The 24436-nt window shown below is 62.8% G+C and carries 25 protein-coding genes; 15 read left to right on the top strand and 10 right to left on the bottom strand.

The annotated features are described in order from the left end of the window. Positions 1-13: 13 nt before the first annotated feature. The 4 genes from B5M07_RS15670 to folK form a co-directional block, all read right to left on the bottom strand. Entirely contained in the window at positions 14-670 is a 657-nt protein-coding gene (locus tag B5M07_RS15670) for a DUF2062 domain-containing protein (RefSeq protein ID WP_067627702.1), read from the bottom strand. A 37-nt stretch (positions 671-707) separates the two neighbouring features. Continuing rightward, complete coding sequence (locus tag B5M07_RS15675) at positions 708-2858, bottom strand: RelA/SpoT family protein (RefSeq protein ID WP_067627699.1); 2151 nt, start codon at positions 2856-2858, stop codon at positions 708-710. Between the two features lie 36 nt (positions 2859-2894). Further along, positions 2895-3248: a DNA-directed RNA polymerase subunit omega gene (gene rpoZ, locus B5M07_RS15680; protein ID WP_120351971.1), complete on the bottom strand. Its 354-nt coding sequence runs from the start codon at positions 3246-3248 to the stop codon at positions 2895-2897. 73 nt (positions 3249-3321) lie between these two features. Then, entirely contained in the window at positions 3322-3930 is a 609-nt protein-coding gene (gene folK / locus B5M07_RS15685) for a 2-amino-4-hydroxy-6-hydroxymethyldihydropteridine diphosphokinase (RefSeq protein ID WP_254693937.1), read from the bottom strand. Positions 3931-4053: 123 nt separating this feature from the next. On the opposite strand from folK, the gene B5M07_RS15690 reads away from it, so the two are divergent. From B5M07_RS15690 to B5M07_RS15710, 5 genes are all read left to right on the top strand, one after another. Then, complete coding sequence (locus tag B5M07_RS15690) at positions 4054-4608, top strand: LabA-like NYN domain-containing protein (protein WP_067627693.1); 555 nt, start codon at positions 4054-4056, stop codon at positions 4606-4608. A 253-nt stretch (positions 4609-4861) separates the two neighbouring features. Beyond that, positions 4862-5599, top strand: coding sequence for a helix-turn-helix transcriptional regulator (locus B5M07_RS15695; protein WP_120351972.1), 738 nt, complete (start codon positions 4862-4864; stop codon positions 5597-5599). 60 nt (positions 5600-5659) lie between these two features. Then, positions 5660-6610 carry a 4-hydroxy-3-methylbut-2-enyl diphosphate reductase gene (gene ispH, locus B5M07_RS15700; protein WP_120351973.1) on the top strand — a complete coding sequence of 317 codons (951 nt, stop codon included), beginning with the start codon at positions 5660-5662 and terminating at the stop codon, positions 6608-6610. A 55-nt stretch (positions 6611-6665) separates the two neighbouring features. Further along, the gene (rnhA, locus tag B5M07_RS15705) at positions 6666-7130 is read left to right on the top strand and encodes a ribonuclease HI (protein WP_120351974.1); all 465 of its coding nucleotides are present in this window, start codon (positions 6666-6668) and stop codon (positions 7128-7130) included. Further along, positions 7127-7750, top strand: coding sequence for a trimeric intracellular cation channel family protein (locus B5M07_RS15710; RefSeq protein WP_120351975.1), 624 nt, complete (start codon positions 7127-7129; stop codon positions 7748-7750). Before rnhA ends, B5M07_RS15710 begins: the two co-directional genes overlap by 4 nt. A gap of 4 nt (positions 7751-7754) precedes the next feature. Here the strand turns inward: B5M07_RS15710 and fmt are convergent, their stop codons facing one another. The 4 genes from fmt to def (B5M07_RS15730) are packed head-to-tail and all read right to left on the bottom strand — an operon-like array spanning position 7755 to position 10212. Continuing rightward, positions 7755-8669 carry a methionyl-tRNA formyltransferase gene (gene fmt, locus B5M07_RS15715; RefSeq protein WP_120351976.1) on the bottom strand — a complete coding sequence of 305 codons (915 nt, stop codon included), beginning with the start codon at positions 8667-8669 and terminating at the stop codon, positions 7755-7757. A gap of 36 nt (positions 8670-8705) precedes the next feature. Continuing rightward, positions 8706-9203: a peptide deformylase gene (gene def / locus B5M07_RS15720; protein ID WP_120351977.1), complete on the bottom strand. Its 498-nt coding sequence runs from the start codon at positions 9201-9203 to the stop codon at positions 8706-8708. Beyond that, a complete protein-coding gene (gene def, locus B5M07_RS15725) occupies positions 9200-9697 on the bottom strand; it encodes a peptide deformylase (protein WP_120351978.1) in 498 nt (165 codons plus the stop codon). The genes def (B5M07_RS15720) and def (B5M07_RS15725) overlap by 4 nt, the downstream gene beginning before the upstream one ends. Further along, positions 9694-10212: a peptide deformylase gene (gene def / locus B5M07_RS15730; RefSeq protein WP_205570875.1), complete on the bottom strand. Its 519-nt coding sequence runs from the start codon at positions 10210-10212 to the stop codon at positions 9694-9696. Before def (B5M07_RS15730) ends, def (B5M07_RS15725) begins: the two co-directional genes overlap by 4 nt. Before the next feature lie 96 nt (positions 10213-10308). Here def (B5M07_RS15730) and B5M07_RS15735 point away from each other — a divergent pair, with 96 nt between their 5' ends. Then, complete coding sequence (locus B5M07_RS15735; protein WP_120351980.1) at positions 10309-11478, top strand: MalY/PatB family protein; 1170 nt, start codon at positions 10309-10311, stop codon at positions 11476-11478. A 42-nt stretch (positions 11479-11520) separates the two neighbouring features. Here B5M07_RS15735 and B5M07_RS15740 read toward each other — a convergent pair whose 3' ends face one another. Next, the gene (locus tag B5M07_RS15740; RefSeq protein ID WP_120352295.1) at positions 11521-11877 is read right to left on the bottom strand and encodes a hypothetical protein; all 357 of its coding nucleotides are present in this window, start codon (positions 11875-11877) and stop codon (positions 11521-11523) included. 173 nt (positions 11878-12050) lie between these two features. On the opposite strand from B5M07_RS15740, the gene B5M07_RS15745 reads away from it, so the two are divergent. The 7 genes from B5M07_RS15745 (at position 12051) to mnmH (ending at position 18122) form a co-directional block, all read left to right on the top strand. After that, a complete protein-coding gene (locus B5M07_RS15745) occupies positions 12051-13025 on the top strand; it encodes a glutathione S-transferase family protein (RefSeq protein WP_120351981.1) in 975 nt (324 codons plus the stop codon). A gap of 87 nt (positions 13026-13112) precedes the next feature. After that, entirely contained in the window at positions 13113-14063 is a 951-nt protein-coding gene (cobD, locus tag B5M07_RS15750) for a threonine-phosphate decarboxylase CobD (protein WP_441351395.1), read from the top strand. Then, positions 14060-14968, top strand: a complete 909-nt coding sequence (gene cbiB / locus B5M07_RS15755) for an adenosylcobinamide-phosphate synthase CbiB (protein ID WP_120351982.1) — start codon at positions 14060-14062, stop codon at positions 14966-14968. The genes cobD and cbiB overlap by 4 nt, the downstream gene beginning before the upstream one ends. Positions 14969-14982: 14 nt before the next feature. Continuing rightward, positions 14983-16161 (top strand): lytic murein transglycosylase, encoded by a 1179-nt coding sequence (locus B5M07_RS15760; RefSeq protein ID WP_120351983.1) that lies wholly within the window; start codon positions 14983-14985, stop codon positions 16159-16161. Between the two features lie 13 nt (positions 16162-16174). Beyond that, the gene (locus B5M07_RS15765; RefSeq protein ID WP_120351984.1) at positions 16175-16591 is read left to right on the top strand and encodes a rhodanese-like domain-containing protein; all 417 of its coding nucleotides are present in this window, start codon (positions 16175-16177) and stop codon (positions 16589-16591) included. Positions 16592-16662: 71 nt separating this feature from the next. After that, positions 16663-17013: a RidA family protein gene (locus B5M07_RS15770; protein WP_067627636.1), complete on the top strand. Its 351-nt coding sequence runs from the start codon at positions 16663-16665 to the stop codon at positions 17011-17013. A 53-nt stretch (positions 17014-17066) separates the two neighbouring features. Next, positions 17067-18122 carry a tRNA 2-selenouridine(34) synthase MnmH gene (gene mnmH, locus B5M07_RS15775; protein ID WP_120351985.1) on the top strand — a complete coding sequence of 352 codons (1056 nt, stop codon included), beginning with the start codon at positions 17067-17069 and terminating at the stop codon, positions 18120-18122. Here mnmH and selD read toward each other — a convergent pair. Beyond that, positions 18106-20277 carry a selenide, water dikinase SelD gene (gene selD, locus B5M07_RS15780; protein WP_441351396.1) on the bottom strand — a complete coding sequence of 724 codons (2172 nt, stop codon included), beginning with the start codon at positions 20275-20277 and terminating at the stop codon, positions 18106-18108. The two genes, mnmH and selD, sit on opposite strands and share 17 nt — an antisense overlap. 290 nt (positions 20278-20567) lie before the next feature. Between selD and B5M07_RS15785 the strand changes: the two genes are divergently transcribed. Both B5M07_RS15785 and B5M07_RS15790 read left to right on the top strand, forming a co-directional pair. Further along, positions 20568-22661 carry a DEAD/DEAH box helicase gene (locus B5M07_RS15785; RefSeq protein ID WP_120351987.1) on the top strand — a complete coding sequence of 698 codons (2094 nt, stop codon included), beginning with the start codon at positions 20568-20570 and terminating at the stop codon, positions 22659-22661. 230 nt (positions 22662-22891) lie between these two features. Then, positions 22892-24289 (top strand): aminotransferase family protein, encoded by a 1398-nt coding sequence (locus B5M07_RS15790; protein ID WP_120351988.1) that lies wholly within the window; start codon positions 22892-22894, stop codon positions 24287-24289. Positions 24290-24436 lie beyond the last annotated feature (147 nt).

The following is a 24436-nucleotide window of genomic DNA, read 5'->3' on the forward strand; positions in this document are numbered from 1 at the left end:
TGCCCTGAAAGCCTCAGTCCGCGTGGCGCTTGGCCTCGGCCTTTTGCGCCGCCTTATGCTTGAGCGCCTCGAACTTGGCCTTGATCATCCCGCGCCGCCGCTTTTGGTAAGCCCGCAGCACCGGTACCGAGATATAATAGGCGATAGAGGCGCAGATCATTCCCGGCAGGATGCCCCCGATCAGATAGGGGTAGAAGACCTGATGGAAAAAGGCGGTCAGCCCCGTCCAATCCATCTGGCTATCGGTAAAAATCGCGACAAAGTTCTCTTGCAGATCGCGGCCCGCATCCAGAAACTTCCCCCCGAAGGAGCGATGCTCTTTCGGGGCCACGGGCGCGCCAAGGATCCAATGCCCGGTCTGCAGGGCCGCGATGCCGATGGGCACATAGGTCAGCGGGTTGCCAAAGAAGGTCGCCATAAGGGCGGCGAGGATATTGGCCCGCATCACCCGCCCGATTAGTGCCGCCACAATGAAGTGCAGACCATAGAAGGGCGTGAAGGTGGTAAAGACCCCGGCCCAGATGCCGCGCGCAATGCGCTCGGGGCTGTCGGGCAGCCGCCGCATCCGGTGTTTGACGTAGTGAAACGCACGTGTCCAACCACCCCGCGGCCACAGAAACTCGGCCAGCGCGCGCAGGGTCGGTTTCGGATCGCGGCGTTTGAAAATCAAGTCTCAGGTCCAGTATCGGCGTTTCGTCTGCGCGGGGTCAGTCGGTCTTTTCGACAGTCTTTCCCATGCTCATATTGCGGTGCCTGCTGACATCGGCGACTTCACTTTCGGCTTCGATCGTGGACATCAACGAATGCAGATGACTTACGTCTCTGAGATCCACATAGACCACCAACCGGTAAAAGTCAGGCTTGCGCTCCACAAACTCCAAATCAGAGATATTGGCCGAGGCTTCGCCGATCAAGGTGCAGACCCGCCCCAGTACGCCCGCGCCGTTGCCGATGGTGATGTCCAACGCGCAGGTATAGACCGCCGGGTGGCTGCCATCGTGCCAGCGCAGATCCAGCCAACGCTCGGGCTGGTCTTCGTATTCCGACAGGCGGTCGCAGTCGATTGAGTGGACGGTCACGCCCTTGCCACGGAAGGTGATGCCGACGATCCGCTCACCGGGCAGCGGCGTGCAGCAGGGCGCGCGGTCAAAGCTCTGGCCCGGCTCCAGCCCCACGACGGCGCGGCGCACGTCGATCTGCTCGCCCTTTTGCGGGGCAAGGTCAGGATAGACGCATTCCACCACTTCGCGGCCTGTGAGTTCGGAACTGCCAAGCCGGGCGAGCACCTCATCGGGGCCGTTGAGCCGCATGTTCTTGGCGACGGTATGCAGCACCTTATCGGTGGCCTTCTTGCCGACCTGCGCGAAGGCCGAGCGCGCCAATTCGCGGCCCAGTTTGATAAAGCGCTCGCGGTCGACCTCGCGCAGGGACCGCCGGATTGCCGACTTGGCCTTGCCGGTGGTGGCGATATCAAGCCATGTGACCTGCGGTGTTTGCCCCTGCGCGGTGGTGATCTCAATCGACTGGCCGTTTTTGATCCGCGTCCAGAGCGGCACACGCATCCCGTCGACTTTGGCCCCAACGCAAGCGTTGCCGATCCGGGTGTGGATCGCATAGGCGAAATCAATCGGCGTCGCCCCGCGCGGCAGTTTCACCACATCGCCTTTGGGCGTGAAGCAGAAGACCTGATCCGCGTACATCTCAAGCTTCACCGCTTCGAGGAAATCCTCGTGGTCGGTCTCGGCGTCGAACTGCTCGGTCAGCTGGCTGATCCATTTGGCGGGATCGACGGCAAAGGGGTTTCGGCTGCGCACACCGTCGCGGTAGGACCAATGCGCGGCGACGCCGGTCTCGGCCACGTCATGCATCTGCCGGGTGCGGATCTGCACTTCCACCCGCTTGCCATCGCGGCCCGAGACGGTGGTATGGATCGAGCGATAGCCGTTGGTCTTGGGCTGGCTGATGTAATCCTTGAACCGCCCCGGCACCGCGCGCCAGCGGCGATGGATCGCGCCGAGTGTGCGGTAGCAATCCTCGTCAGAGGCGGTGATAACGCGAAAGCCGTAAATGTCGGACAGACGGGAGAAGCTTTGCTCCTTCTCCTCCATCTTGCGCCAGATCGAATAGGGTTTCTTGGCACGGCCAAAAACCTCGGCGTCGATATCCGCTTTTTCCAACTCCACCCGCATGTCGCCGGTGATCCGCTGGATCACGTCGCCGGTGTCGCGTTGCAGGGTGATAAAGCGGCGAATGATCGAGGCGCGCGCCTCGGGGTTGAGCACGCGAAACGCAAGGTCTTCCAACTCTTCGCGCATCCACTGCATGCCCATGCGCCCCGCCAGTGGCGCGTAGATATCCATCGTCTCCCGCGCCTTTTTGACCTGCTTGTCCGGGCGCATGGATTTGATCGTGCGCATGTTGTGCAGACGGTCGGCGAGCTTGACGAGGATGACGCGCAAGTCCTTGGACATCGCCATAAAGAGCTTGCGGAAATTCTCGGCCTGTTTGGTCTCGGTCGAGTTGAGCTGAAGATTGGTCAGCTTGGTGACACCATCGACCAATTCCGCCACTTCGCCGCCAAAGAGACTCTGCACCTCGGCATAAGACGCTTTGGTGTCTTCGATCGTATCGTGCAAAAGGGCGGTGATGATCGTCGCATCGTCAAGCTGTTGTTCCGTGAGGATCGCAGCGACAGCGACGGGGTGGGTGAAATAGGGCTCACCGGAATGGCGAAACTGCCCCTCATGCATCCGCGCCCCGTAGTCGAAAGCGGCGCGGATCAGGGGTTCGTTGGTACGCGGATTGTAGCCTTGAACAAGAGCGATCAGGTCATCGGCAGTAATGTCGGCGCTGTTCATGCCATCTGCCTCATTGCCCCGGCCGGGGCGCGGGGGTTAGCCCTGCCCCTGTGCGGCCATCAACTGGCGCAGCAACATTTCTTCGGACATGCTGTCTTCTTCGGGCTTGTCCTCTTCGCCACCCATCAAAAGCGCCATGGCGTCTTCTTCGGGTTCGTCGACTTCGATCTGGTTCTGATTGCTTTCGATCAGACGCTCGCGCAGATCATCAGCCGACTGCGTTTCGTCCGCAATCTCACGCAGGGACACGACCGGGTTCTTGTCGTTGTCGCGGTCGACGGTCAGCGGCGATCCGGCAGCAATCTCACGGGCGCGGTGCGCGGCCAGCATGACGAGCTCGAAACGGTTCGGAACCTTATCCACACAATCTTCGACGGTGACGCGGGCCATGAAGCCTCCAATATCTCATTTGCTGCCAGAAGTGCGGTATTTAGGCCGCCTCGGGCAGATTTACAAGCCGTTATTACAGGCGCCGCACCTCGGCACGATCCCGCTCAGGCAGAGCCTCAAGCAAGGTGCGCACCGGTTTTCCCAGCAGCGGGTGCACCCAATCGGGAGCCACGTCGGCCAGCGGCACCAGCACAAAAGCGCGGTCTTGCAGGCGAGGATGCGGCAGGATCAACTGCTCTGGCGTGCGGCCAATCTGAGCCTCAAGCGGCAAATCACGCCACATCTTGTGGGTGTTACGGTCTGGCAACACGATATCATCACAGGCCAGCAAATCCAAATCCAAAGTGCGCTGGCCCCAACGCTGCACCCGCTCCCGACCCAACTGCGCCTCGATCCGATGCAAGACGCCAAGCGCTTTGGCCGGATCCCACGGCGCTTCCAAACGCGTTGCGGCGTTCACATAATCGGGCCCCGCTCCTGCGGGAAAAGCCGGAGTATGATAGAATGCACTGGTCGCGCGAATCACCCCGCCGGAGGTTTGCAACAGCTTCAAAGCCGACTTCAGGGTTTCCTGCGGCGCACCGACAGAAGAGCCGAGGTTCCCACCAAGCGCAATCAGGAGACTATACTTTCGTATAGGCTCTCTACTGCTTAATTCCATACCCACGGGGTCTTGCGACATCGTTAAAAAGCCTTAGTTATGCACCCTGATGTGGGGGCATCGCCAGCCGTCACAGATTTATTAATCTGCGACGATTACAACTCAAACCGGGAATACGGCGAAGCCTGCCGAAAGGATAGATTAATGTTCTACAAAGATGAGCGTTTGGCGCTTTTCATAGACGGCTCCAACCTCTACGCCGCAGCAAAGACGCTTGGCTTCGACATCGACTATAAGTTGCTGCGGCAAGAGTTCATGCGCCGCGGCAAGCTGCTGCGCGCCTTCTACTATACCGCATTGCTGGAAAACGATGAGTATTCGCCGATCCGCCCGCTTGTTGACTGGCTGAACTACAACGGCTTTTCCATGGTCACCAAACCGGCCAAGGAATACACCGACAGCATGGGCCGCCGCAAAGTCAAAGGCGACATGGACATCGAACTGGCCGTTGATGCGATGGAACTGGCACCGCGTGTCGACCATATCGTGATCTTTTCCGGCGACGGCGACTTCCGTCCGCTGGTCGAAAGCCTGCAACGCCAAGGCGTGCGCGTTTCTGTCGTGTCGACGATTCGCAGCCAGCCGCCGATGATCTCTGACGATCTGCGTCGCCAAGCCGACAACTTTATCGAGCTTGACGATCTGCGTGATGTCATTGGCCGTCCGCCGCGCGATCCGATCTCGACCTCGCAAGACTAAGCGCAAACCGCCTTATTTCCGCCCAAAACCATGTTGCTAGCCGCAGCAGTGGCTTTCTTGTGCCCGGCATCAAGGGGGCAGGCAGACGAATAACAGACCAGTGACAATGGCGTCACTGGCCTGTGAAATTTCTAAAATACCCCAGGGAAGATACAATACAGCACATGAACCCATGCGTTCCCCTTGATCCCACAGTACCCGTTCCCGTAGAAGTAGACGACCCCCCGAAAAAGGGGGGTTAAAGTGAGGGACGATGCTTTTCGATGATGCGGTGCGGCTGGAGAAGCTACAGGATGTAGGCAAGCTCTGGGACGGCATTGTAGAGGCGCTGCGACAGATTGGTTTCACCCACGCCATTCACATCAGCGTCGGGGCAGATTTCAAAGATGCCCAGTTTTTATCCACCATCCCCGACCTTTACGATGATCTCCCCCCCGAGGATGACCCCTTTCTCCACCATTCGTGCACCAGCTATGAAGTCCTGACAATCGGTCAGGCCTTCGTGCACCTTTACCCCGATGTTACCCCCTCTGAGCATTCGCTGATCGCACGCGCAGGACGGGAAGGTTTGCACGCCGCCTTTGCGGTGCCCATGCGGCTGAAAGGATCAGAACGTTTCGGTGGCTTCATCATCGGCAATTGGATGGAGGCCGATGAGTTTGAACGGAGCTTTAGCGACGTGGCCGAGGATCTTCGCCTCTTTTGCCTGCTGATGCACCGCCGCATCGAAGACCTGACCGGCACCGCCCCGTTACCCCTGCCCGAGACCCCATCGGCCTTTGGCAAACTCAGCCCGCGCGAAGCCGAAGTGGTGAACCTGCTGGCCCATGGCTACACCCGCCAGCAAACCGCGCATCGTTGCAACCTCTCGATCCACACCGTCTCGGACTATGCGAAATCGGGCTACCGCAAATTGGGCATCCGCAACCGGGCGCAGGCCGCCGCCCTCGTTCACGGCACCGCGGGCGAGGCTGCGCCCAAGAAAGGCTGACGGGCTGGACGAAGAGCGCCCAAGCCCTTACCTCTGCGCCAAGCCGTTCGGAGACTTCGCATGACCAACACGCCCCTGACCCTCTACCTCGCCGCGCCGCGCGGATTCTGCGCGGGCGTGGACCGGGCGATCAAGATCGTCGAAATGGCGCTCGAGAAATGGGGCGCCCCAGTCTATGTGCGCCATGAGATCGTGCACAACAAATTCGTCGTCGACGGGCTGCGCGACAAGGGCGCGGTCTTTGTCGAGGAACTCTCCGAATGCCCCGACGACCGTCCGGTGATCTTTTCCGCCCATGGCGTGCCGAAATCCGTGCCCTCGGCGGCGCAGGCGCGCAATATGATCTATGTCGATGCCACCTGCCCACTGGTCTCCAAGGTCCATATCGAAGCACAGCGCCATGCCGATGCAGGGCTGCAGATCATTATGATCGGCCACGCGGGCCACCCTGAGACGGTCGGCACCATGGGCCAACTGCCCGACGGCGATGTGTTGCTTGTTGAAACCCCCGACGATGTGGCCGGGGTCGCCGTGCGTGATGAGGCGCAGCTGGCCTATGTCACCCAGACCACGCTCAGCGTCGATGACACCGCCGATATCGTCGCAGCCCTTCAGGCGCGGTTCCCATCCATCATCGGCCCGCATAAAGAAGACATCTGCTACGCCACCACCAACCGTCAGGAAGCCGTCAAAGCCATGGCGCCCAAATGCGACGCGATGCTGGTGGTCGGCGCGCCGAATTCATCGAACTCCAAACGTCTGGTCGAAGTCGGTGCCCGTGCGGGCTGCGCCTATGCGCAACTGGTGCAACGTGCGGACGACATTGATTGGCGCGCGCTTGATGGGATCGGCAGCATCGGCATCACGGCGGGCGCATCGGCCCCCGAAGTGCTGATCAACGAAGTGATCGACGCCTTCAAAGCGCGCTATGACGTGACCACCGAACTGGTCGAAACCGCGCAGGAAAACGTCGAGTTCAAGGTGCCCCGCGTCTTGCGCCAACCCGCCTGATTGACCGCCGCGCGCCAGCCGCCTAAACCGCGTTGAAACCGCGACGGGAGCCGACATGCCAGACCTTTACGCCTACACAGACGGAGCCTGCTCAGGCAATCCCGGCCCCGGTGGCTGGGGCGTGTTGATGCGCGCCATGGACGGCGACAAGATCGTCAAGGAACGCGAGTTGAAGGGCGGCGAGGCGCAAACCACCAACAACCGCATGGAACTGATGGCCGCGATCTCGGCGCTGGAATCGCTCAGCCGCGCCACTGAGATCACCATCGTGACCGACAGCAACTACGTCAAAAACGGCATCACCGGTTGGATCTTTGGCTGGAAGAAAAACGGCTGGAAGAACGCCGCCAAAAAACCCGTGAAAAACGCGGAGCTTTGGCAACGGCTGGACGCGGCGAACGCGCGGCACAATGTGACGTGGAAATGGGTCAAAGGTCACGCCGGCCACCCCGAAAACGAACGCGCCGATGAACTGGCCCGCGCCGGCATGGCCCCCTTCAAACCGGGCGGCAAAAAGTGAGCCTGCTGGCCCTGCTCGACTACGCCGCCGTGCTGGTCTTTGCCATCACCGGCGCGCTAGTGGCCAGCCGCGCGCAGCTTGATATCGTGGGCTTTGCCTTTATCGCCTGCCTGACCGCCGTGGGCGGCGGCACGATCCGCGACCTCCTGCTCGACCGCAACCCGATCTTTTGGATAGAAACGCCCAGTATGCTCGGCGTGGCCATCGTGGCGGCGCTGGTGGTGTTTTTCACCGCGCATCTTCTGGAAAGCCGCTTTCGCACGTTGATCTGGCTCGACAGTCTGGCGCTTGCAGTCGCTGTTGCGGCGGGGGTCGGCGTGGCAATGTCTCAAGAACAGTCAGCCGCCATTATCATTGTCATGGGTATGATCACCGGCTGCATGGGCGGGTTGATGCGCGATGTGGTGGTGGGCCAATTGCCACTGGTGCTGACGCAAGGCGAACTCTACGCCACTGCGGCGCTCTCCGGTGCCGCTGTGGCCGTGCTGCTGGCGCCTTATTTCGACGGGACGCTCTACCCGCTATTGGCCTGCGCCGCCACCACTTGGGTGCTGCGCGCCGGATCGCTTTATTTCGGCTGGCACCTGCCGGTCTACAAAAGCACCCCGCCGAAAAGCTGAGCGCTTAAGCGGCGCTCAGGTTAGTGCCGACCGGGATCTGCGCGCCGCGCTGAAACACATCCGCCTCCTGCACGCCCTTGCCCGCGCGCTGCAACCGCGTGAGCCGCACCGCACCGTCGCCGCAAGCGATGCGCAGGTCATCTGACAGCACCTCGCCCGCCGCGCCGGTGCCTTCGTCCAGCACCGATCCCAGCACCTTCACCCGCTGGCCGTCGATTTCGAACCACGCGCCGGGAAAGGGCGACAGGCCCCGGATCAGCCGGTCTACCTCAACCGCCGGGCGGGCCCAGTCGATGCGCGCCTCGGCCTTGTCGATCTTGGCGGCATAGGTCACGCCCTCGTCGGGCTGAGGCTGGGGGGGCAGGTCCGACAACCGCGACAGCGCCTTGTTGATCGCCACCGCGCCTATGGCGCTCAGCCGGTCGTGCAATTCGGCCGTGGTCTCGGCCGCGCCGATCTCGGTCTCTTCGCAGAGCAGCACGGGCCCAGTGTCCAACCCCGCTTCCATCTGCATGATGCAAACGCCGGTCTTTTCATCCCCCGCCATGATCGCACGGTGAATGGGCGCCGCCCCGCGCCAGCGCGGCAGCAGGCTTGCGTGGATGTTCAGGCAGCCCCGTTTCGGCGCGTCCAGAATGACCTGCGGCAAGATCAGACCGTAGGCCACGACCACCGCCGCATCTGCGTCAAGCTCGGCGAATTCTTCCTGCGGTTCGGGGTGTTTAAGCGACACCGGATGCCGCACCAGCAGGCCAATCTCTTCGGCGCGTTGCTGCACCGGGCTGGGGCGGGGTTTCTTGCCCCGGCCCGCAGGGCGTGGTGGCTGGCAATAGACGGCGCAGATGTCATGCCCCGCCTGCACCAGCGCATCGAGTATCGGCACCGAAAAATCGGGCGTGCCCATAAAGATCAGTCGCATCTGTTCACTCCTGAAGGACGGGCAGCCCCGAGGCCGTCAGCCGCCCAGTTTGCGCGCCTTGCGCAACAGCATGTCGCGCTTGGTTTTGCTGAGGTTATCGAAATACATCTTGCCCGCCAGATGGTCGATCTGGTGTTGGACACTGACCGCCTCCAGCCCGACGAAATCGCGTTCGACCTCTGCCCCCGTCTCATCAAGGAACCGCACCTTCACGCCGCGAGGGCGGCGGATCACGGCGCTGAAACCGGGCAGGTTCGGGCTGGCTTCCTCATAAGGGTGCAGCACGGCAGAGGCGTCTATAATCACCGGGTTTGCCAAACGGATGCGCTTGTTGCGTGCCTCGGAGGCATCGACCACCGCGACCTGCAACATCACCCCAATCTGCGGCGCGGCAAGGCCGACGCCGGGCATGGCGTCCATCGTCTCGATCATATCGTCCCAAAGGGTGCGAATTTCATCCGTCACCGCCTCAATGGGTTCGGCGGGGCTGCGTAGGCGTTTGTCGGGCCATGCAACGTAGCGGCGTAGGGTCATTGGGCTTCAAACTCCGCAATCTTGGCAGCGCGGGTTTCCGCATCCAGATGATCGAATGTCACCACGCCATCAAGGTGGTCCATCTCATGCTGCGCGATCAACGCGGCAGCGCCCTCAAAGCTCTGCACATAGCGGCCCCCATTCAGCCCGGTCCAAACCATCTGCACCTGCGACGGACGGGAAATGTCGGTGCTGATGCCGGGGATGCTCAGGCAGCCTTCGGTATTGGTCACACGCTCTTCGCCGATCTCTTGAAACATCGGGTTGATGCAAACCAGTGGGTCCGATTTATTCTCTTTCCAGCCCGCATCCATCACAAACAGGCGCAGCATCGCGCCGACTTGCGGCCCGGCCAAGCCGCGCCCCGGGGTGGCATACATCGTTTCCAACTTATCGGCAGCAAGCTGCTCGATCTCAGGCGTGATTTCTTCAATCGGCGCGCAGATCTCGGCCAGACGTGGGTCGGGCCAGCGGAGAACCTCTAGCACACTCATTCGCGCGCCAGCTCACGCTTGAGCTTGACCATCTTGCGGGTGATCATCTGGCGCCTCAGGGGCTTGAGGTAGTCAATGAACAGCTTTCCATCGAGGTGGTCAATCTCATGCTGCACACAGGTTGCCCAGAGGCCGTCAAACGCCTCCTGCTGCTCTTTGCCGTCGCGGTCGAGCCAGCGGACCTCAACCTCAGCCGGGCGGGTCACATCGGCGTATTGCTCAGGAATGCTCAGGCAGCCTTCCTCATAGGTGCTGAGGTCATCCGAAGAAGCCACGATCTCAGGGTTGAACATCAACAGCGGGCGCGGCGCTTCGCCCTCTTCTTTGACGCAATCGAGCACGATGACACGGCTCAGCACGCCGATCTGCGGCGCGGCAAGGCCGATGCCCGGCGCGTCATACATGGTGGTCAACATATCATCGCCCAGCACGCGCAACTCGTCGCTGAGATCAGTGACGGGGGCTGCGGCTTTCTTGAGCCGTGGGTCGGGGTGCAAAAGGATCGGGCGTTTCATCCCGCTCATTTAGGCCATGCCCGGGCATCGCGCAACCGGGGGCTTGCAGCGCCTGCGGCAGCCGTTAGCTTGGCCGCAATATCAGGAGAGACCAGCATGAGCTTTGACGACATCATCGACCGGCGCGGCACCCATTGTGCGAAATGGGACAAGATGGAAGCGATCTATGGCGTGCCCGCGGACAGCGGCATCGCCATGTGGGTGGCCGACATGGATTTCCGCCCCCCGCAGGTGGTGCAGGACGCGCTTCAGGCCCAGATCGACCACGGGGTGCACGGGTATTTCGGCGACGACAGCGAATACCTTGCCGCGATCCAATGGTGGATGGAAAACCGTCACGGCTGGAAGGTCGACGCCGATGCGATCTTTACCACCCACGGTCTGGTGAACGGCACCGCGATGTGCGTTGATGCGTTCACGCAGCCCGGCGATGGCGTCGTGCTGTTCACCCCGGTCTATCACGCCTTCGCCCGCGTGATTAACGCCGCCGAGCGGCGCGTGGTAGAATGCCCGCTGACCAATGCCTCGGGCCGCTACGAGATGGATTTCGACGCCTATGACGCCCTGATGACCGGGGATGAGAAAATGGTGATCCTCTGCTCGCCGCATAACCCCGGCGGGCGTGTCTGGAGCCGCGAAGAACTGCAAGGCGTGGCCGATTTCGCCAAGCGGCACGATCTGGTGCTGGTCTCGGATGAAATCCACCACGATCTGGTGATGCCGGGGCACAAGCACATCCCCATGGCGCATATCGGCGGAATCGAAGACCGTCTGGTGATGATGACCGCCACGACCAAGACTTTCAACATCGCCGGCGGCCATACCGGGAACGTCATCATTCACGACCCCAAGCTGCGCCAACGCTTCGCCCAGCGCATGGCGGCTTTGGGCGTCTCGGCGAACTCCTTCGGGCTGATCATGGCAACGGCGGCCTATTCCCCCGAGGGTGCAGCGTGGGTGGATGAACTGACCGCCTATCTGGACGGAAACCGGCAGATCTTCGATGACGCGGTGAACGCGATTCCGGGGCTAGGTTCGATGCCGCTGGAATCGACCTATCTGGCTTGGGTGGACTTTTCGGGCACAGGGATGGACCCGGCGGAGTTTCAGAAACGTGTCGAGAAAAGCGCCGCCATCGCAGCCAACCACGGCGCCACCTTCGGCACCGGGGGCGAAAGCTTCCTGCGCTTCAACCTCGCCACGCCACGCGCGCGGGTCGAGGAAGCTTGCGACCGGCTCGTCAAAGCTTTCAGCGATCTACAATAATCGGAAAATGGCGCGGCGGGACTGGCCCGCCGTGTCGCCCTTTCAGGCGCGGCCGTCTTCGATCAGCCCCAGTGGCGCATCGGCGGGACGCTCGAAATCAAGCGGCGGACGGTCTGCCACGGCGGTCGCGCGTTTGAACTCATAACGCATTTCGCCCGCTTCTTCCTCGCTCGCCACGATGAGACATTGGAACAGATGCAGGCTGCCATCATAAAGATCGACCAGCCCGCGCAGCTTGGGCGCATCTGCCGCATCGACGGAAAAACCGGTCTTCCACATACGCAGCACCCGGTAGACATCACCGCCCACCTCAAGCCGCAGGCGCGCGCCTTTGCGCAGGCTTGCCATACGCGCAGCATCAAGCCCCGCCTGTATCTCTTTCGACAGAAATTCTTCCATGATCATCCCCCCGCTAATGCCTTCTAAGCTGGGCTAAAACGTAGAAAATTCAAGTTAAGATTTGATGACGTTTGGGCAGTCTGCGCCAGCGCAGGGCGGCTGCGCGCGCATGAAGATGTGCAGGTCGCATGCGCTGCCCTAGATATATCCTCAAATATGCAAAGGAGAACAAGATGGGCCTATTGGTTGACGGAAAATGGCAAGACAAATGGTATGATACCAAATCCTCAGGCGGCAAGTTTGAGCGCGCCGCAGCGAAGTTTCGCAACTGGGTAACCGCCGATGGCAGCGCCGGCCCCAGCGGCGACGGCGGGTTCAAAGCAGAATCGGGCCGCTATCACCTCTATGTCAGCTATGCCTGCCCTTGGGCGCATCGCGCGCTGATCTTCCGCCAATTGAAGGGGCTGGAGGATCACATCGGCGTGTCGGTCGTACACCCCGATATGCTGGGCGAAGGCTGGACCTTTGATGGTGACTTCCCCGGCGCCACTGGCGATACCCTCTTTGGCCTGCCCTATGCCCGCGACATCTATACCCGTGCCGATCCCAATTTCACGGGCCGCGTCACCGTGCCGATCCTCTGGGACAAAGAGCGCGAGACCATCGTGAGCAACGAGAGCGCCGAGATCATCCGCATGTTCAACAGCGCCTTTGATGAGCTGACCGGCAACAGCGATGACTACCACCCCGCCGCGCTGCACGACCGCATCAAAGAGGTGAACGCCCGCGTCTATGACACGCTGAACAATGGCGTCTACAAATCCGGTTTCGCCACCACGCAGGAGGCCTATGACGCCGCCGTGCATCCGCTCTTCGACACATTGGATTGGATCGAAGACATCCTATCGCAAAACCGCTACCTTGCAGGCGACAAGATGACCGAGGCCGACTGGCGGCTCTTCACCACGCTGGTGCGCTTCGACAAGGTCTATCACCTGCACTTCAAGTGTAACCGCAAACGGATCGTCGATTACCAGAACATCTGGGCCTATACGCGCGAACTCTATCAGGTGCCGGGCGTGGCCGAGACGGTGAACTTCGACCATATCGTGCGGCACTACCACTACAGCCACGACACGATTAACCCGCATCGGATCATCCCGATCAACCCGGTGCTGGATTTCGACGCGCCGCACGGGCGCGGCTGATCCCTTCTCTCCCTGCCTGCCTTGCGGAAGGCGCTTGATCGCGCAGCGCTTTTGCGCTTTCACCGCAGCAAGAACGGCAGGGGGACGATGATGCAACAGCCAGATCAGCGCGACCACGGCGGCGGTGTCGATGCGGCAGCGGCGCGTTTCGGCGGGCAGCGGGCGGAGTGGATCGACCTGTCGACCGGGATCAATCCGCAGCCCTACCCGATCCCCGCCCTGCCTGCTGAAGCGTGGAACGCGCTTCCCGATGCCGCAGCGCAAACCGCGCTTGTGGATGCCGCCCGTGCCTTTTGGAAGGTGCCAGCGGATGCTGCGCTGCTGGCCGTGCCGGGTGCATCCTCGGCCATTGCGCGCATCCCGGCGCTGGCACCGAAGGGCCGCGTGCGCATCCCCGGCCCGACCTACAATGAACATGCCGCAAGCTTTGCCGAGAACGGCTGGCAGGTGGTCGAAGAGGGTGACACTCACGCCGCCGTCCATGTGCACCCCAACAACCCCGACGGGCGGCTTTGGGATGCGGCAGAGGTCACCGCCCCCCTCAGCATCATCGACGAGAGCTTTTGCGACATCACGCCTGATGCCACCCTCATGGCGCAGGCCACGACACCCGGCACGCTGATCCTCAAAAGCTTTGGCAAGTTCTGGGGGCTGGCCGGGCTGCGGCTGGGCTTTGTCATCGGCGATCCGGCCTTGGTGGCACGGCTTGGCCAGATGCTCGGCCCTTGGCCGGTAAGCGGACCGGCATTGCATATTGGCGCGGCGGCCTTGCGGGATGGCGCTTGGGCCGAGGCCACGCGGGTCCGGCTGGCGACTGACGCCACCCGTCTCGACACATTGATGACCGAAGCGGGGGCGCAAACCGTCGGCGGCACTCCGCTTTTCCGGCTTTATGAGGTCGATGACGCGCAAGCTTGGCAGGAACGCCTCGCCCAGCATCACATCTGGACCCGCGTCTTCCCCTATAACCCACGCTGGCTGCGCCTCGGCCTGCCCCCCGCCGAGGGTTGGTCGCGGTTGGAGCGGGTGCTGGCATGAGCACGGCGGCGGTCCTTGCGCTGGCCATGCTGCTCGACGCGGCCCTTGGAGAACCGGAATGGCTCTGGCGGCGCTTGGCGCATCCGGCGGTGCTGATGGGGCGGCTGATCGGCTCTGGGGATCGTCGGTTGAACCACGGCCATTCGCGGCGTGCCAAGGGCGTGGCGCTGCTGCTGGCGCTGATGATCGGGATGGCGTGCCTTGGCTGGGTGCTGAGCCTTCTTGGCCCACCGGCCGAGATCATCATCGCCGCGATCCTGCTGGCGCAACGCTCCCTCGTTGAGCACCTGCGCGCGGTGGCGGACGGACTGCGCCAATCGCTGCCCACAGGCCGCCGCGCGGTGGCGATGATCGTCAGCCGCGACACTGGCGAGATGCCCCCAGACGCCGTGGCACGCTCGGCCATCGAAAGCGGCGCGGAAAACCTCAGCGATGGCATCATCGCGCCTGCCTTTTGGTTTCTGCTGGGCGGACTGCCGGGGCTGCTGGTCTATAAAATCGTCAACACCGCCGACAGTATGATCGGCTACCGCACCCCGCGCTATGCGGATTTCGGCTGGGCTGCGGCGCGGATGGATGACCTGCTGAACCTCGCCCCCGCACGGCTGACCGCGCTGCTCATCGCGCTCCCCGGCGGGGTTTTGCACCACTGGCGCAACATTCGGGCAGATGCGGCGCTGCACCGTTCGCCCAACGCCGGTTGGCCGGAAGCCGCCATGGCGCGGGCCATAGGTGTGGCCCTCGCCGGTCCGCGCAGCTATGATGGGAAGGTGCAGCAGTTTCCTTGGGTGCACGGCGCGGGGGCGCGCGTCATCGGACCTCAGGAGATCGATGCGGCCATCACCCGCCTCTGGCAGGCATGGTTGGTGATGTGGGCAATCGCCCTAGTTCTGGCCTGTCTGTGACTATGAGGATATCCATGCGCCCCACTTTTCTAGCCGCCACCCTTGCGGCCCTCACCCTTCCCGCCACCGCCTTTGCGCAAACGGCCTGTGGCGGTGATTTCTCCAGCTTCATCGCCGATGCCAAAGCCGAAGCCGTGGCGAATGGCGCCGACCCCGCCACTGCCGATCAGTTTTTTGCAGGTCTGCGCCAAGACCCCGCCGTGCTGCGCGCCGATCAGGCGCAGGGGGTGTTTCAAAAGCCCTTCATCGAATTTTCGCGCCACTTGATCTCGGAAAACCGGATCAACCGGGGCCGCGCCATGGCCGAGAAATACGACGCGGTCTTTGACCGGGTTGAAGCCGAGTATGGCGTCAGCCGTGGCGTGCTGCTGGCCTTCTGGGCGTTTGAGACGGATTACGGCGCGATCCAAGGCGACTTTAACACCGCCAACGCGCTGGCCACGCTAGCCCATGACTGCCGCCGTCCTGAATTGTTCCGCCCACAGCTTTTCGCGGCGTTGGAGCTTTTCGAGCGCGGAGAATTCGACCCTGCCACCACCACCGGCGCATGGGCGGGCGAAATCGGCATGGTACAAATGCTGCCCCGCGACATCATCGAAAACGGTGTGGATGGCGACGGCGACGGCGAAGTCTCGCTGAAAACCTCTGCCCCTGATGCGCTGCTGTCGGGCGCCAAAATGCTACAAAGCCTCGGCTGGCGGGCGGGTGAGCCTTGGCTGGCCGAAGTCACCCTACCGCAAGACTTCGACTGGTCGCAAAGCGGGCTGGAGACCACCAAATCCGTTAGCGAATGGCAAGCGATGGGCGTGTCCCCCCGCAACGGGCCGCTGGCCGAGGGGCTGACCGCCTCGGTCCTGCTGCCACAAGGGCGCGGCGGGCCAGCCTTCATCGCCTACCCGAATTTTAGGGTCTATTTCGAATGGAACCAGAGCTTTACCTACGTCATGACCGCCGCCTATTTTGCCACACGGCTGGAAGGCGCACAGGTTTTCGATGCAGGCAATCCGCAACCGGGGCTTAGCGGCGACGCGATGAAGACACTTCAGCGCAAATTGCAATCCATGGGCTATGACGTGGGCGATGTGGATGGCATCCTCGGCTCTGGCACCCGCGCCGCCGTGCGCGCCGAACAGAAACGACTAGGCATGCCCGTCGATGGCTGGCCCACGCCTGATCTGCTGAACCAACTGTAAGGAGAAGACCCCGATGGCCCTCAAGAAAACCGCCGCCCAAATGGTCTCTGAGGCCCGTGCCCGGATCGAAGAGATCGACAGCATTGAGGCCATCGCCATGCTGGACGACGAAAACGTGCAATTCGTCGACCTGCGCGATCCCCGCGAACGCGAGCGTACCGGGTTTATCCCCGGTGCGTTCCACTGCCCACGCGGGATGTTGGAGTTTTGGGTCGACCCCGACAGCCCCTACTTCAAAGAGGTCTTTGCCCAAGACAAGAAATTCGTCTTTCACTGCGCCTCGGGCTGGCGCTCGGCCATCTCGGTCGCGACACTGCAAGACATGGGCTTTGACGCGGCGCACCTAAAGGACGGTTTTGGCGGTTGGGAAAAAGCAGGCGGCCCAAAAGAGGGCGGCCCAGAAGCAGGCGGAAAGGCTGAGAAGGCCTGACCCGCAGGCTTTGATCTGGCCTCTCTCACGCAAAGCTGCCACAAGTTTTGCAACGTCAAAGGAGAGACAGAATGACCGAGATCAAACGCCATCACACCAACACCCGCATGAGCCAAATTGTCGAGCATGGCGAAGTGATCTACCTTGCCGGTCAGGTCGGCACGGCAGGTGCGGATGTGGCCCAGCAAACCCAAGATTGCCTTGATAAGGTCGACGCCCTGCTGGCCGAGGTCGGCAGCGACAAGACCCGCATCCTGCAATCGACCATCTGGCTGGCCGACATGGCCGATTTCGCGGCGATGAACGCCGTTTGGGATGCTTGGGTGCCCGAAGGCAACGCCCCCGCCCGCGCCTGTGGCGAATCCAAACTCGCCACGCCAGAATATCTGGTCGAAGTGCTGGTGATCGCGGCCAAAGCCTGAGCCATCGCCCCGCGCCCTGCCATAGGGCGTGGGGTCTTTGCCGGACACCTCAGATGACCCCCTGCACCCTCACCGCCCTGTCGGACCTCGCCACGCTCGACGTTGATACCATCATCGACGTGCGCGCCCCAATGGAGTTTGCCGAGGATCATCTGCCCGGCGCGATCAATCTGCCCGTGCTGTCGGATGCCCAGCGGGCCGAGGTCGGCACCATCTACAAACAAGTCAGCCCTTTTGACGCCCGCAAGATCGGTGGGGCGCTGGTGGCGCAGAACACGGGCCACCATTTGCAAACGGCACTGGCAGACAAAGGCGGCAGTTGGCAGCCGCTGGTCTATTGCTGGCGCGGCGGGCAGCGGTCGGGCGCATTTTCTACGATCCTTGATCAGGTCGGCTGGCGCGTGCAACTGCTGCGCGGTGGCTATCGCAGCTATCGGCGGTTGGTGGTCGCGGCGCTCTACGACACGCCCATGCCGCACCGGCTGATGTTGATCGAAGGCGGCACCGGCACGGCCAAGACGCGGCTACTGCACCATCTGGCAAAGGCAGGCGCGCAGGTGCTTGACCTCGAAGGGCTGGCACAACATCGCGGGTCGCTGTTTGGCGCGGTGGACGGCGGCCAACCGCATCAGAAAATGTTTGAATCCCGTCTGGCCCAAGCCCTCACGCCGCTCGACCCGGCGCAGGTAACCTGGGTCGAAGCGGAAAGCAGCAAGATCGGTAACATCACCCTGCCCCCCGCCCTCTGGGCCGCGATGCGCGCAGCTCCGCGGGTTGAGATCGCCGCCCCGCTCGCCGCGCGGGCGGATTTTCTCTGTCGGGCCTATGACGACCTGACGACGGACCCTGCTTTGCTGGATGACCGCATCGACAGGCTGCGCCCCTATCACAGCGCAGAGACCATCGCGGCATGGCAAACCCAAGCCCGCGCGGGCGATTGGGCCATGCTTGCCGAAGGGCTGATCGGCCAACACTACGACCCGCGCTATGCCAAAGCCGCCAGCCGCAATCCCGCGCCGATAGAGCGGCTGACGCTCGACAGACTCGACGATACCTCCTTGGCCGAGACCGCCGCCGCGCTGAACACCCGGTTTACGTCAGGCGCATAGAGGGGGCACCGGCCTCCAGCCGTCCGATGATATGGCCCGTCAGACCCGCAGCCTCTAGCCGTGCCTGCGCCGCTTCCGCCGCTGCCTTTGGCAAGGCCGCCAGCAGCCCCCCGGCAGTCTGGGGGTCGTGGAAAAGCGGGTTCACCGGGCCTGCGGCCTCTATCGGAGCATCGGCCTGATTGACCGACAACAGCGATGATGCCACCCCCTGATCCGACAGCGCCTGCGCGCCGGGATAGAGCGGCACCGCCGCGCCCCAAAGTTCTGCCGCCAGCCCCGAGGCGCGGCAAATCGCCTGCACATGGCCCGCCAAGCCAAAGCCCGTCACATCCGTCATCGCATGGGCACCACCCAAAATCGACGCCTCCCGCGCCTGCGGTGTCGCCATGAGCCCGAGCGCTTTGGCCACCACCCGCCCCGGCGCACTGCCTGCCATATGCCCGGCAAGGATCACGCCAGACCCGATGGGCCGGGTCAGCATCAACACATCCCCCGGCTGCGCGCCGCCGACACCGATGGGCATGTCCTCCCGCGTGCCGGTGACCGTAAACCCGATGGTCAGTTCCGCGCCCATGGTCGTGTGGCCGCCGACAATCTGCGCCCCTGCCGCCGCCATTACATCTTGCGCGGCCGCCGCGATCTCTCGCAACGTGCGGGCCTGCAATGCGGGCGACATGCGCGGCATGATGATCGAACTCAGCGCCACCTGCGGCTTGGCCCCCATGGCCCAGACATCGCCCAAGGCGTGGACCGCTGCGATCCGCGTCATCAACGCCGGGTCTTCGATGAAGCCGCGCAGGTGATCCGTGCTCATCACCTGAAAACCACCGCCCGGTTGGCGCAGCACCGCCGCATCATCCCCCGCCCCGGTAACGACATCGCCGGAGATTGGCCCCTGCACCTTTGCCAAAAGATCGCCCAGCACCGCGCCGCCCACCTTGGCGCCGCAACCGCCACAAAGCGGCTTGCCCGCCAGCGCCTCCTCCACGCCCGAGGCCGTCGGAACCGACAGCGCATTGCCCTTCATTTCGGGCAGGTCATCAAGCTGATCCATGAACTTGCGATCAATGCGGTCCTTCCACTGCCAAAGCAGCGCCCCGCCAAGGGCCAGCCCGTTCCGCTCGGCCACGGCGGATTTCCCCCCGAGCGAGACCAGCTTGAGGTAATGTTTCTGCGGCCTGAACACCCGCCGAGCCCCGCCGCCTAGCGCCGCGCGCAGGTTGTCATGCAGCACCGGCGCTGCCCGCACGGCAAAAACCCCGGCCTTTGGGCGCGGCGTGGCCTCCATATGCGCGCAATCGCCCACGGCAAAGAGTGCCGCATCATCCACAACCCCCAGATCCGCGCCGACACGGATAAACCCGGCGTGCAGCGGCAAATCGGTTTGCCCGAGCCATCCATGCGGCACCGCCCCCGCAGCGCCCACACAAAGCGCAGCCGAAATCGGCGGGCCACCCGCCAGGATCACCTGCCGATCGGTGATGCGCGTGACCTTGGCATCAAGCGCAAGGGCCACCCCCAAATTCGCCATCTGCCGCCGCAGCATCGCCGCGGTCCGGGGCGCCATGCCAGAGAGGTCTGGCCCATGTTCCACCACCGTCACGGCAGGCTGCACACCCGCCTGACGCAGAGCAAAGGCCATCGCCATGGCAAGCTCACAGCCCGCCACACCGCCACCGATCACCGCCACTTCGGGCGGTTGTTCTCCTGCCTTGACCGCCGCCAGAAAATCACGCCAGCGCGCGGCATAGACATCAAGCGGCTTGGCCCCGACCGCGTATTGCGCAAACCCCGGCAGGTCCATCTTGGCCGTGATCCCTATGTCGATCGAGGCCACGTCATAGGCCACGGCCCCGTGCCCTTCGACCGTGAACGCGCGGGCCGCGCGGTCAATCCCCGTCGCCGCCCCAAGGATCAGCCGCGCCCCGGCGTGGCGGCACAGGCGCATCAGGTCGATCTCCAATTCATCCCGCCCGTAGTGCCCGGCGATATGACCGGGCAGCATGCCGGTATAGGGCGCGGTGGGGCCGGGGTTGATGACCGTCAGCCGCGCGCCGGGCAGCGGGTCCATCCCCCATTTGCGCAGCACCAGCGCATGGGCGTGCCCGCCGCCAACCAGCACCAGATCTCGCGTCAGGGGCAGATCGCTTTGCACCAGATTGCCTCACTCTCTCTTTCAGCTTTGGTTATAGCTAACCGAAGCCGCCCGGCCGCGCCATTGGCCTGACCGAGATGTGAGCGGATCGGACCAGCGCTAAAATGGCACTTCCCCGCCCATTCGGGCCTCCAAACCCGCCAAACAGGTAAAAAGGGTGACAATTCGCCCAAAAACCCCCATGTACATTCCATCCCCGACCCTCTACCGACGGTCGGATTCCTTTGCCGTGGCTGGTAGCACCCCACGTGCCCGCCCCCCGCACAAACGTTCAAGACAGGACAGCCTTCGTGATCCAGACTATTGCCGATGCCCTTGCCCAACAGGGTTATGAAACACTTACCGCCGTACAGGAGGCCGTCACAGACCCAGCGCTGAACGATCAAGACCTTCTGGTTTCCGCCCAAACCGGGTCGGGCAAGACGGTGGGCTTTGGCCTCGCCATCGCGCCGACACTCTTGGGCGACGACAGCCATTTCGGCCAAGCAGGCGCACCGCTAGCGCTAATTATCGCGCCCACACGCGAATTGGCGATGCAGGTCAGCCGCGAACTGACGTGGCTTTATGGCAAAGCGGGCGCGGTGGTCACCACCTGTGTCGGCGGCATGGACACCCGGACCGAGCGCCGCGCGCTGGACCGGGGCGCACATATCGTCGTCGCCACGCCGGGCCGTCTGTGTGACCACATCAAACGCAACAACATCAACCTCGACGCGATCCGCGCCGTGGTGCTCGACGAAGCGGATGAGATGCTCGACCTCGGCTTCCGCGAAGACCTTGAGTTCATCCTCTCCGAATCCCCCGAAGAGCGCCGCACGCTGCTGTTCTCGGCCACCGTGCCTGCGGCGATTGCCAAACTGGCGAAATCCTACCAGCGCGACGCGCAGCGCATCACCACGGTGAGCGAAGCCAAACAGCACAGCGATATCGAATACCGCGCGCTGAATGTGCACCCGCGTGACACTGAAAACGCGATCATCAACGTGCTGCGCTTCTATGAAGCCAAGAACGCCATCGTGTTCTGCAACACCCGCGCCGCCGTGGCGCGCCTGACCACACGGTTCACCAACCGGGGTTTCTCGGTCGTGGCGCTGTCGGGTGAGTTGACGCAGTCTGAGCGGACCAACGCGCTGCAAGCGCTGCGCGACGGGCGGGCCCGCGTTTGTATTGCGACGGACGTGGCCGCACGCGGCATCGACCTGCCAAACCTTGAACTGGTGATCCACGCCGATCTGCCCAGCAACTCCGACACGCTGCTGCACCGCTCGGGCCGTACTGGCCGCGCCGGGCGCAAGGGCGTTTCCGCCCTGATCGTGCCTGCGAAACTGCGCAGCAAAGCAAACCGTCTGATCGGCGGCGCGAAGCTAAAAGTGGAATGGGCGGCACCGCCCTCTGCCACCGAAGTGAATGCCGCCGACGAAGCCCGCCTGCTGGCCGATCCTGCATGGTCCGACCCGATCCCGGAAGATGCCGAAGGGTTTGTCGCCAATCTGGTCGAGCAATTCTCGGCCGAGCAACTGGCCACCGCTTTCGTCAACCTCTACCGCGCGCGCCAATCCGCGCCGGAAGAACTGGCAGAACCCGGTGCGCCCGGCGACGACAAACCGCGCCCGGCCTTTGGCAAATCGGTCTGGTTCTCGATCTCGACCGGCCGCAACGACGGGGCCGAGCCGCGCACGCTGCTGCCGATGCTTTGCCGTCGCGGTGATCTGACCAAAGACGACATCGGCGCGATCCGTGTGCAGGGCAGCCACAGCTTTGTCGAAGTGCTGGAAACCTCGGTTCCCGGTCTGCTGAGCGCACTTGGCGGCGACATGAAGCTGGAAGAAGGCGCGGTGCTGACGCAGCTCGACAAAGCCCCCGATTTGGCCCGTGGTCCGAAACCCGGCGGCAACCGTGGCCCCAAGCCGGGTGGCGGCTACAAGGGTGATCGCGACCGTGGCCCGCGCCCGCCGCGTGATAACTACGATCCCGATGCCGCCCCCGCCCCGCGCAAACCCCGCGCCAAAGCGGCGGATGGCCCCGGTGCGGCGTCGTTCGACAAGCCGAAATACGACAAGGCCAAGTTCGACAAACCGCGCGCGCCCAAGGGCGAACGCCCGCCAAAGTCGCACAAGACCGAGCGCAGTCCGATGAAACCCGGTGCGACGCCCAAGCCTAAGTCTGGCGGCGAAACAACCGGCAAGCCCAAGGCGAAAGCCGTTTGGAAAAAGGAAAAGCCCGCAGGCGATGCACCGCGCAAAGGCAAGGGCAAGCCGACAACCTCGGCCACCACGCCGGGCGGTGAGAAGTCCTACAAACGGGCGTCCGACCCGTCCAAACGCTTCACCCCGCCGAATAAGATCGGCAAGCAGGGCGGCAAGGGCGGCCCGAAATCGAAGTAAACTTGAACGCCGGGGCACCACCCCGGCGTTTTCGTTTAAGGCCCCGGACATTTTAAAAAAGTCCGCCCCGATTTCTTTAAAAGAAATCTGCGCCGGCGGCTGGCCTTAAGGAACAAACCTAACTGGCACTACTTGTGGCGCAACTTTCGCGGTGATGTGATAGGCACATTCCCCGCCTCTGCGCGGGCTTCATTCGTGGGTTCGCCCACTCGCACAGAAAGGTTTGCCTCATGGACGGCAATTTCAACGAGAACGACATATCCCGCGTTGTCGAAGCCGACCGCGCGCATATCTGGCACCACCTGAGCCAGCACAAACCCTATGAAACGACCGACCCGCGCATCATTGTCGAAGGCAAGGGCATGCGGGTCTGGGACCAAAAGGGCAAAGAGCACCTTGATGCCGTGTCGGGTGGTGTCTGGACGGTCAACGTCGGCTATGGCCGTGAAAGCATCGCCAATGCCGTGCGCGACCAGCTGATCAAGCTGAACTATTTCGCCGGTTCCGCAGGCTCGATCCCCGGTTCTCATTTCGCCGAGAAACTGCTGGACAAGATGCCGGGACTAGACCGCGTCTACTATTGCAACTCTGGCTCCGAGGCGAATGAGAAAGCCTTCAAAATGGTGCGCCAGATTGCGCACAAACGCTATGGCGGCAAGAAGCACAAGATACTCTACCGCGACCGCGATTACCACGGCACCACCCTCGGCTGCCTCTCGGCGGGTGGGCAGGACGAGCGCAACGCACAATACGGCCCCTTCGCGCCGGGTTTCGTGCGCGTGCCGCATTGTCTGGAATATCGCAGCTTCGAACAGGACGGTGCGCCGCAGGAAAACTACGGCACCTGGGCGGCGGACCAGATCGAAAAGGTGATCCTCGCCGAAGGCCCCGAAACCGTCGGCGCGCTTTGCCTCGAACCGGTGACAGCAGGCGGCGGCGTGATCTGCCCGCCCGAGGGCTACTGGGAGCGGGTGCAAGAGATTTGCCGCAAATACGACATCCTGCTGCATATCGATGAGGTCGTCTGCGGCGTGGGCCGCACCGGGACTTGGTTCGGCTATCAGCACTACGGCATCCAGCCAGACATGGTGACCATGGCCAAGGGCGTCGCCTCAGGCTATGCCGCCATCGCCTGTCTGGTCACGACCGATGCCGTGTTTGACATGTTCAAGGACGATGCCAGCGATCCGCTGAACTACTTCCGCGACATCTCGACCTTTGGTGGCTGCACCGCGGGGCCGACCGCGGGCATCGAGAATATGAACATCATCGAACGCGAGAACCTGTTGGAGAATACCACCAACATGGGCCACTACATGCTGGAGCAGCTTCATGCGCTGGCCGACAAACATAAGGTGATCGGCGATGTGCGCGGCAAGGGGCTGTTCTTGGGCGCCGAACTGGTCACTGACCGCGACAGCCGCGACCCCGTCGAGGAAAAGCGTATTCAGGCCGTCGTCGGGGACTGCATGGCCCAAGGGGTGATCATCGGGGCCACCAACCGCTCCCTGCCCGGCAAGAACAACACGCTGTGTTTCTCGCCCGCCCTGATCGCCTCACGCGATGATATTGATGAGATCATCACCGCGGTGGATGGCGCATTGGGCCGAGTTTTCGCTTCGGCGTAAAACCGCGCTTTCAAGCCTGCGACAGGCGGCATCGGTTGACCCGGTGCCGCCTTCGTCTATCTAAACCTCTGTCTTGCCCGAACATGACAACAGATGGAAAATTGCCGCGCACACCCGCGTTGAAAATTTTTCTTAACATCCATCGCT

This window comes from Sulfitobacter sp. D7 (assembly GCF_003611275.1).
Taxonomy (GTDB): Bacteria; Pseudomonadota; Alphaproteobacteria; order Rhodobacterales; family Rhodobacteraceae; genus Sulfitobacter; species Sulfitobacter profundi.

What these genes read in the sequence shown, in the direction of transcription:
- B5M07_RS15675 (WP_067627699.1), bottom strand. Translation starts at nt 2,858, where the DNA reads ATGAACAGCGCCGACATTACTGCCGATGACCTGATCGCTCTTGTTCAA.
- rpoZ (WP_120351971.1), bottom strand. Translation starts at nt 3,248, where the DNA reads ATGGCCCGCGTCACCGTCGAAGATTGTGTGGATAAGGTTCCGAACCGT.
- folK (WP_254693937.1), bottom strand. Translation starts at nt 3,930, where the DNA reads ATGTCGCAAGACCCCGTGGGTATGGAATTAAGCAGTAGAGAGCCTATA.
- B5M07_RS15690 (WP_067627693.1), top strand. Translation starts at nt 4,054, where the DNA reads ATGTTCTACAAAGATGAGCGTTTGGCGCTTTTCATAGACGGCTCCAAC.
- B5M07_RS15695 (WP_120351972.1), top strand. Translation starts at nt 4,862, where the DNA reads ATGCTTTTCGATGATGCGGTGCGGCTGGAGAAGCTACAGGATGTAGGC.
- ispH (WP_120351973.1), top strand. Translation starts at nt 5,660, where the DNA reads ATGACCAACACGCCCCTGACCCTCTACCTCGCCGCGCCGCGCGGATTC.
- rnhA (WP_120351974.1), top strand. Translation starts at nt 6,666, where the DNA reads ATGCCAGACCTTTACGCCTACACAGACGGAGCCTGCTCAGGCAATCCC.
- fmt (WP_120351976.1), bottom strand. Translation starts at nt 8,669, where the DNA reads ATGCGACTGATCTTTATGGGCACGCCCGATTTTTCGGTGCCGATACTC.
- def (WP_120351977.1), bottom strand. Translation starts at nt 9,203, where the DNA reads ATGACCCTACGCCGCTACGTTGCATGGCCCGACAAACGCCTACGCAGC.
- def (WP_120351978.1), bottom strand. Translation starts at nt 9,697, where the DNA reads ATGAGTGTGCTAGAGGTTCTCCGCTGGCCCGACCCACGTCTGGCCGAG.
- def (WP_205570875.1), bottom strand. Translation starts at nt 10,212, where the DNA reads ATGAAACGCCCGATCCTTTTGCACCCCGACCCACGGCTCAAGAAAGCC.
- B5M07_RS15735 (WP_120351980.1), top strand. Translation starts at nt 10,309, where the DNA reads ATGAGCTTTGACGACATCATCGACCGGCGCGGCACCCATTGTGCGAAA.
- B5M07_RS15740 (WP_120352295.1), bottom strand. Translation starts at nt 11,877, where the DNA reads ATGGAAGAATTTCTGTCGAAAGAGATACAGGCGGGGCTTGATGCTGCG.
- B5M07_RS15745 (WP_120351981.1), top strand. Translation starts at nt 12,051, where the DNA reads ATGGGCCTATTGGTTGACGGAAAATGGCAAGACAAATGGTATGATACC.
- cobD (WP_441351395.1), top strand. Translation starts at nt 13,113, where the DNA reads ATGATGCAACAGCCAGATCAGCGCGACCACGGCGGCGGTGTCGATGCG.
- cbiB (WP_120351982.1), top strand. Translation starts at nt 14,060, where the DNA reads ATGAGCACGGCGGCGGTCCTTGCGCTGGCCATGCTGCTCGACGCGGCC.
- B5M07_RS15760 (WP_120351983.1), top strand. Translation starts at nt 14,983, where the DNA reads ATGCGCCCCACTTTTCTAGCCGCCACCCTTGCGGCCCTCACCCTTCCC.
- B5M07_RS15765 (WP_120351984.1), top strand. Translation starts at nt 16,175, where the DNA reads ATGGCCCTCAAGAAAACCGCCGCCCAAATGGTCTCTGAGGCCCGTGCC.
- B5M07_RS15770 (WP_067627636.1), top strand. Translation starts at nt 16,663, where the DNA reads ATGACCGAGATCAAACGCCATCACACCAACACCCGCATGAGCCAAATT.
- mnmH (WP_120351985.1), top strand. Translation starts at nt 17,067, where the DNA reads ATGACCCCCTGCACCCTCACCGCCCTGTCGGACCTCGCCACGCTCGAC.
- B5M07_RS15790 (WP_120351988.1), top strand. Translation starts at nt 22,892, where the DNA reads ATGGACGGCAATTTCAACGAGAACGACATATCCCGCGTTGTCGAAGCC.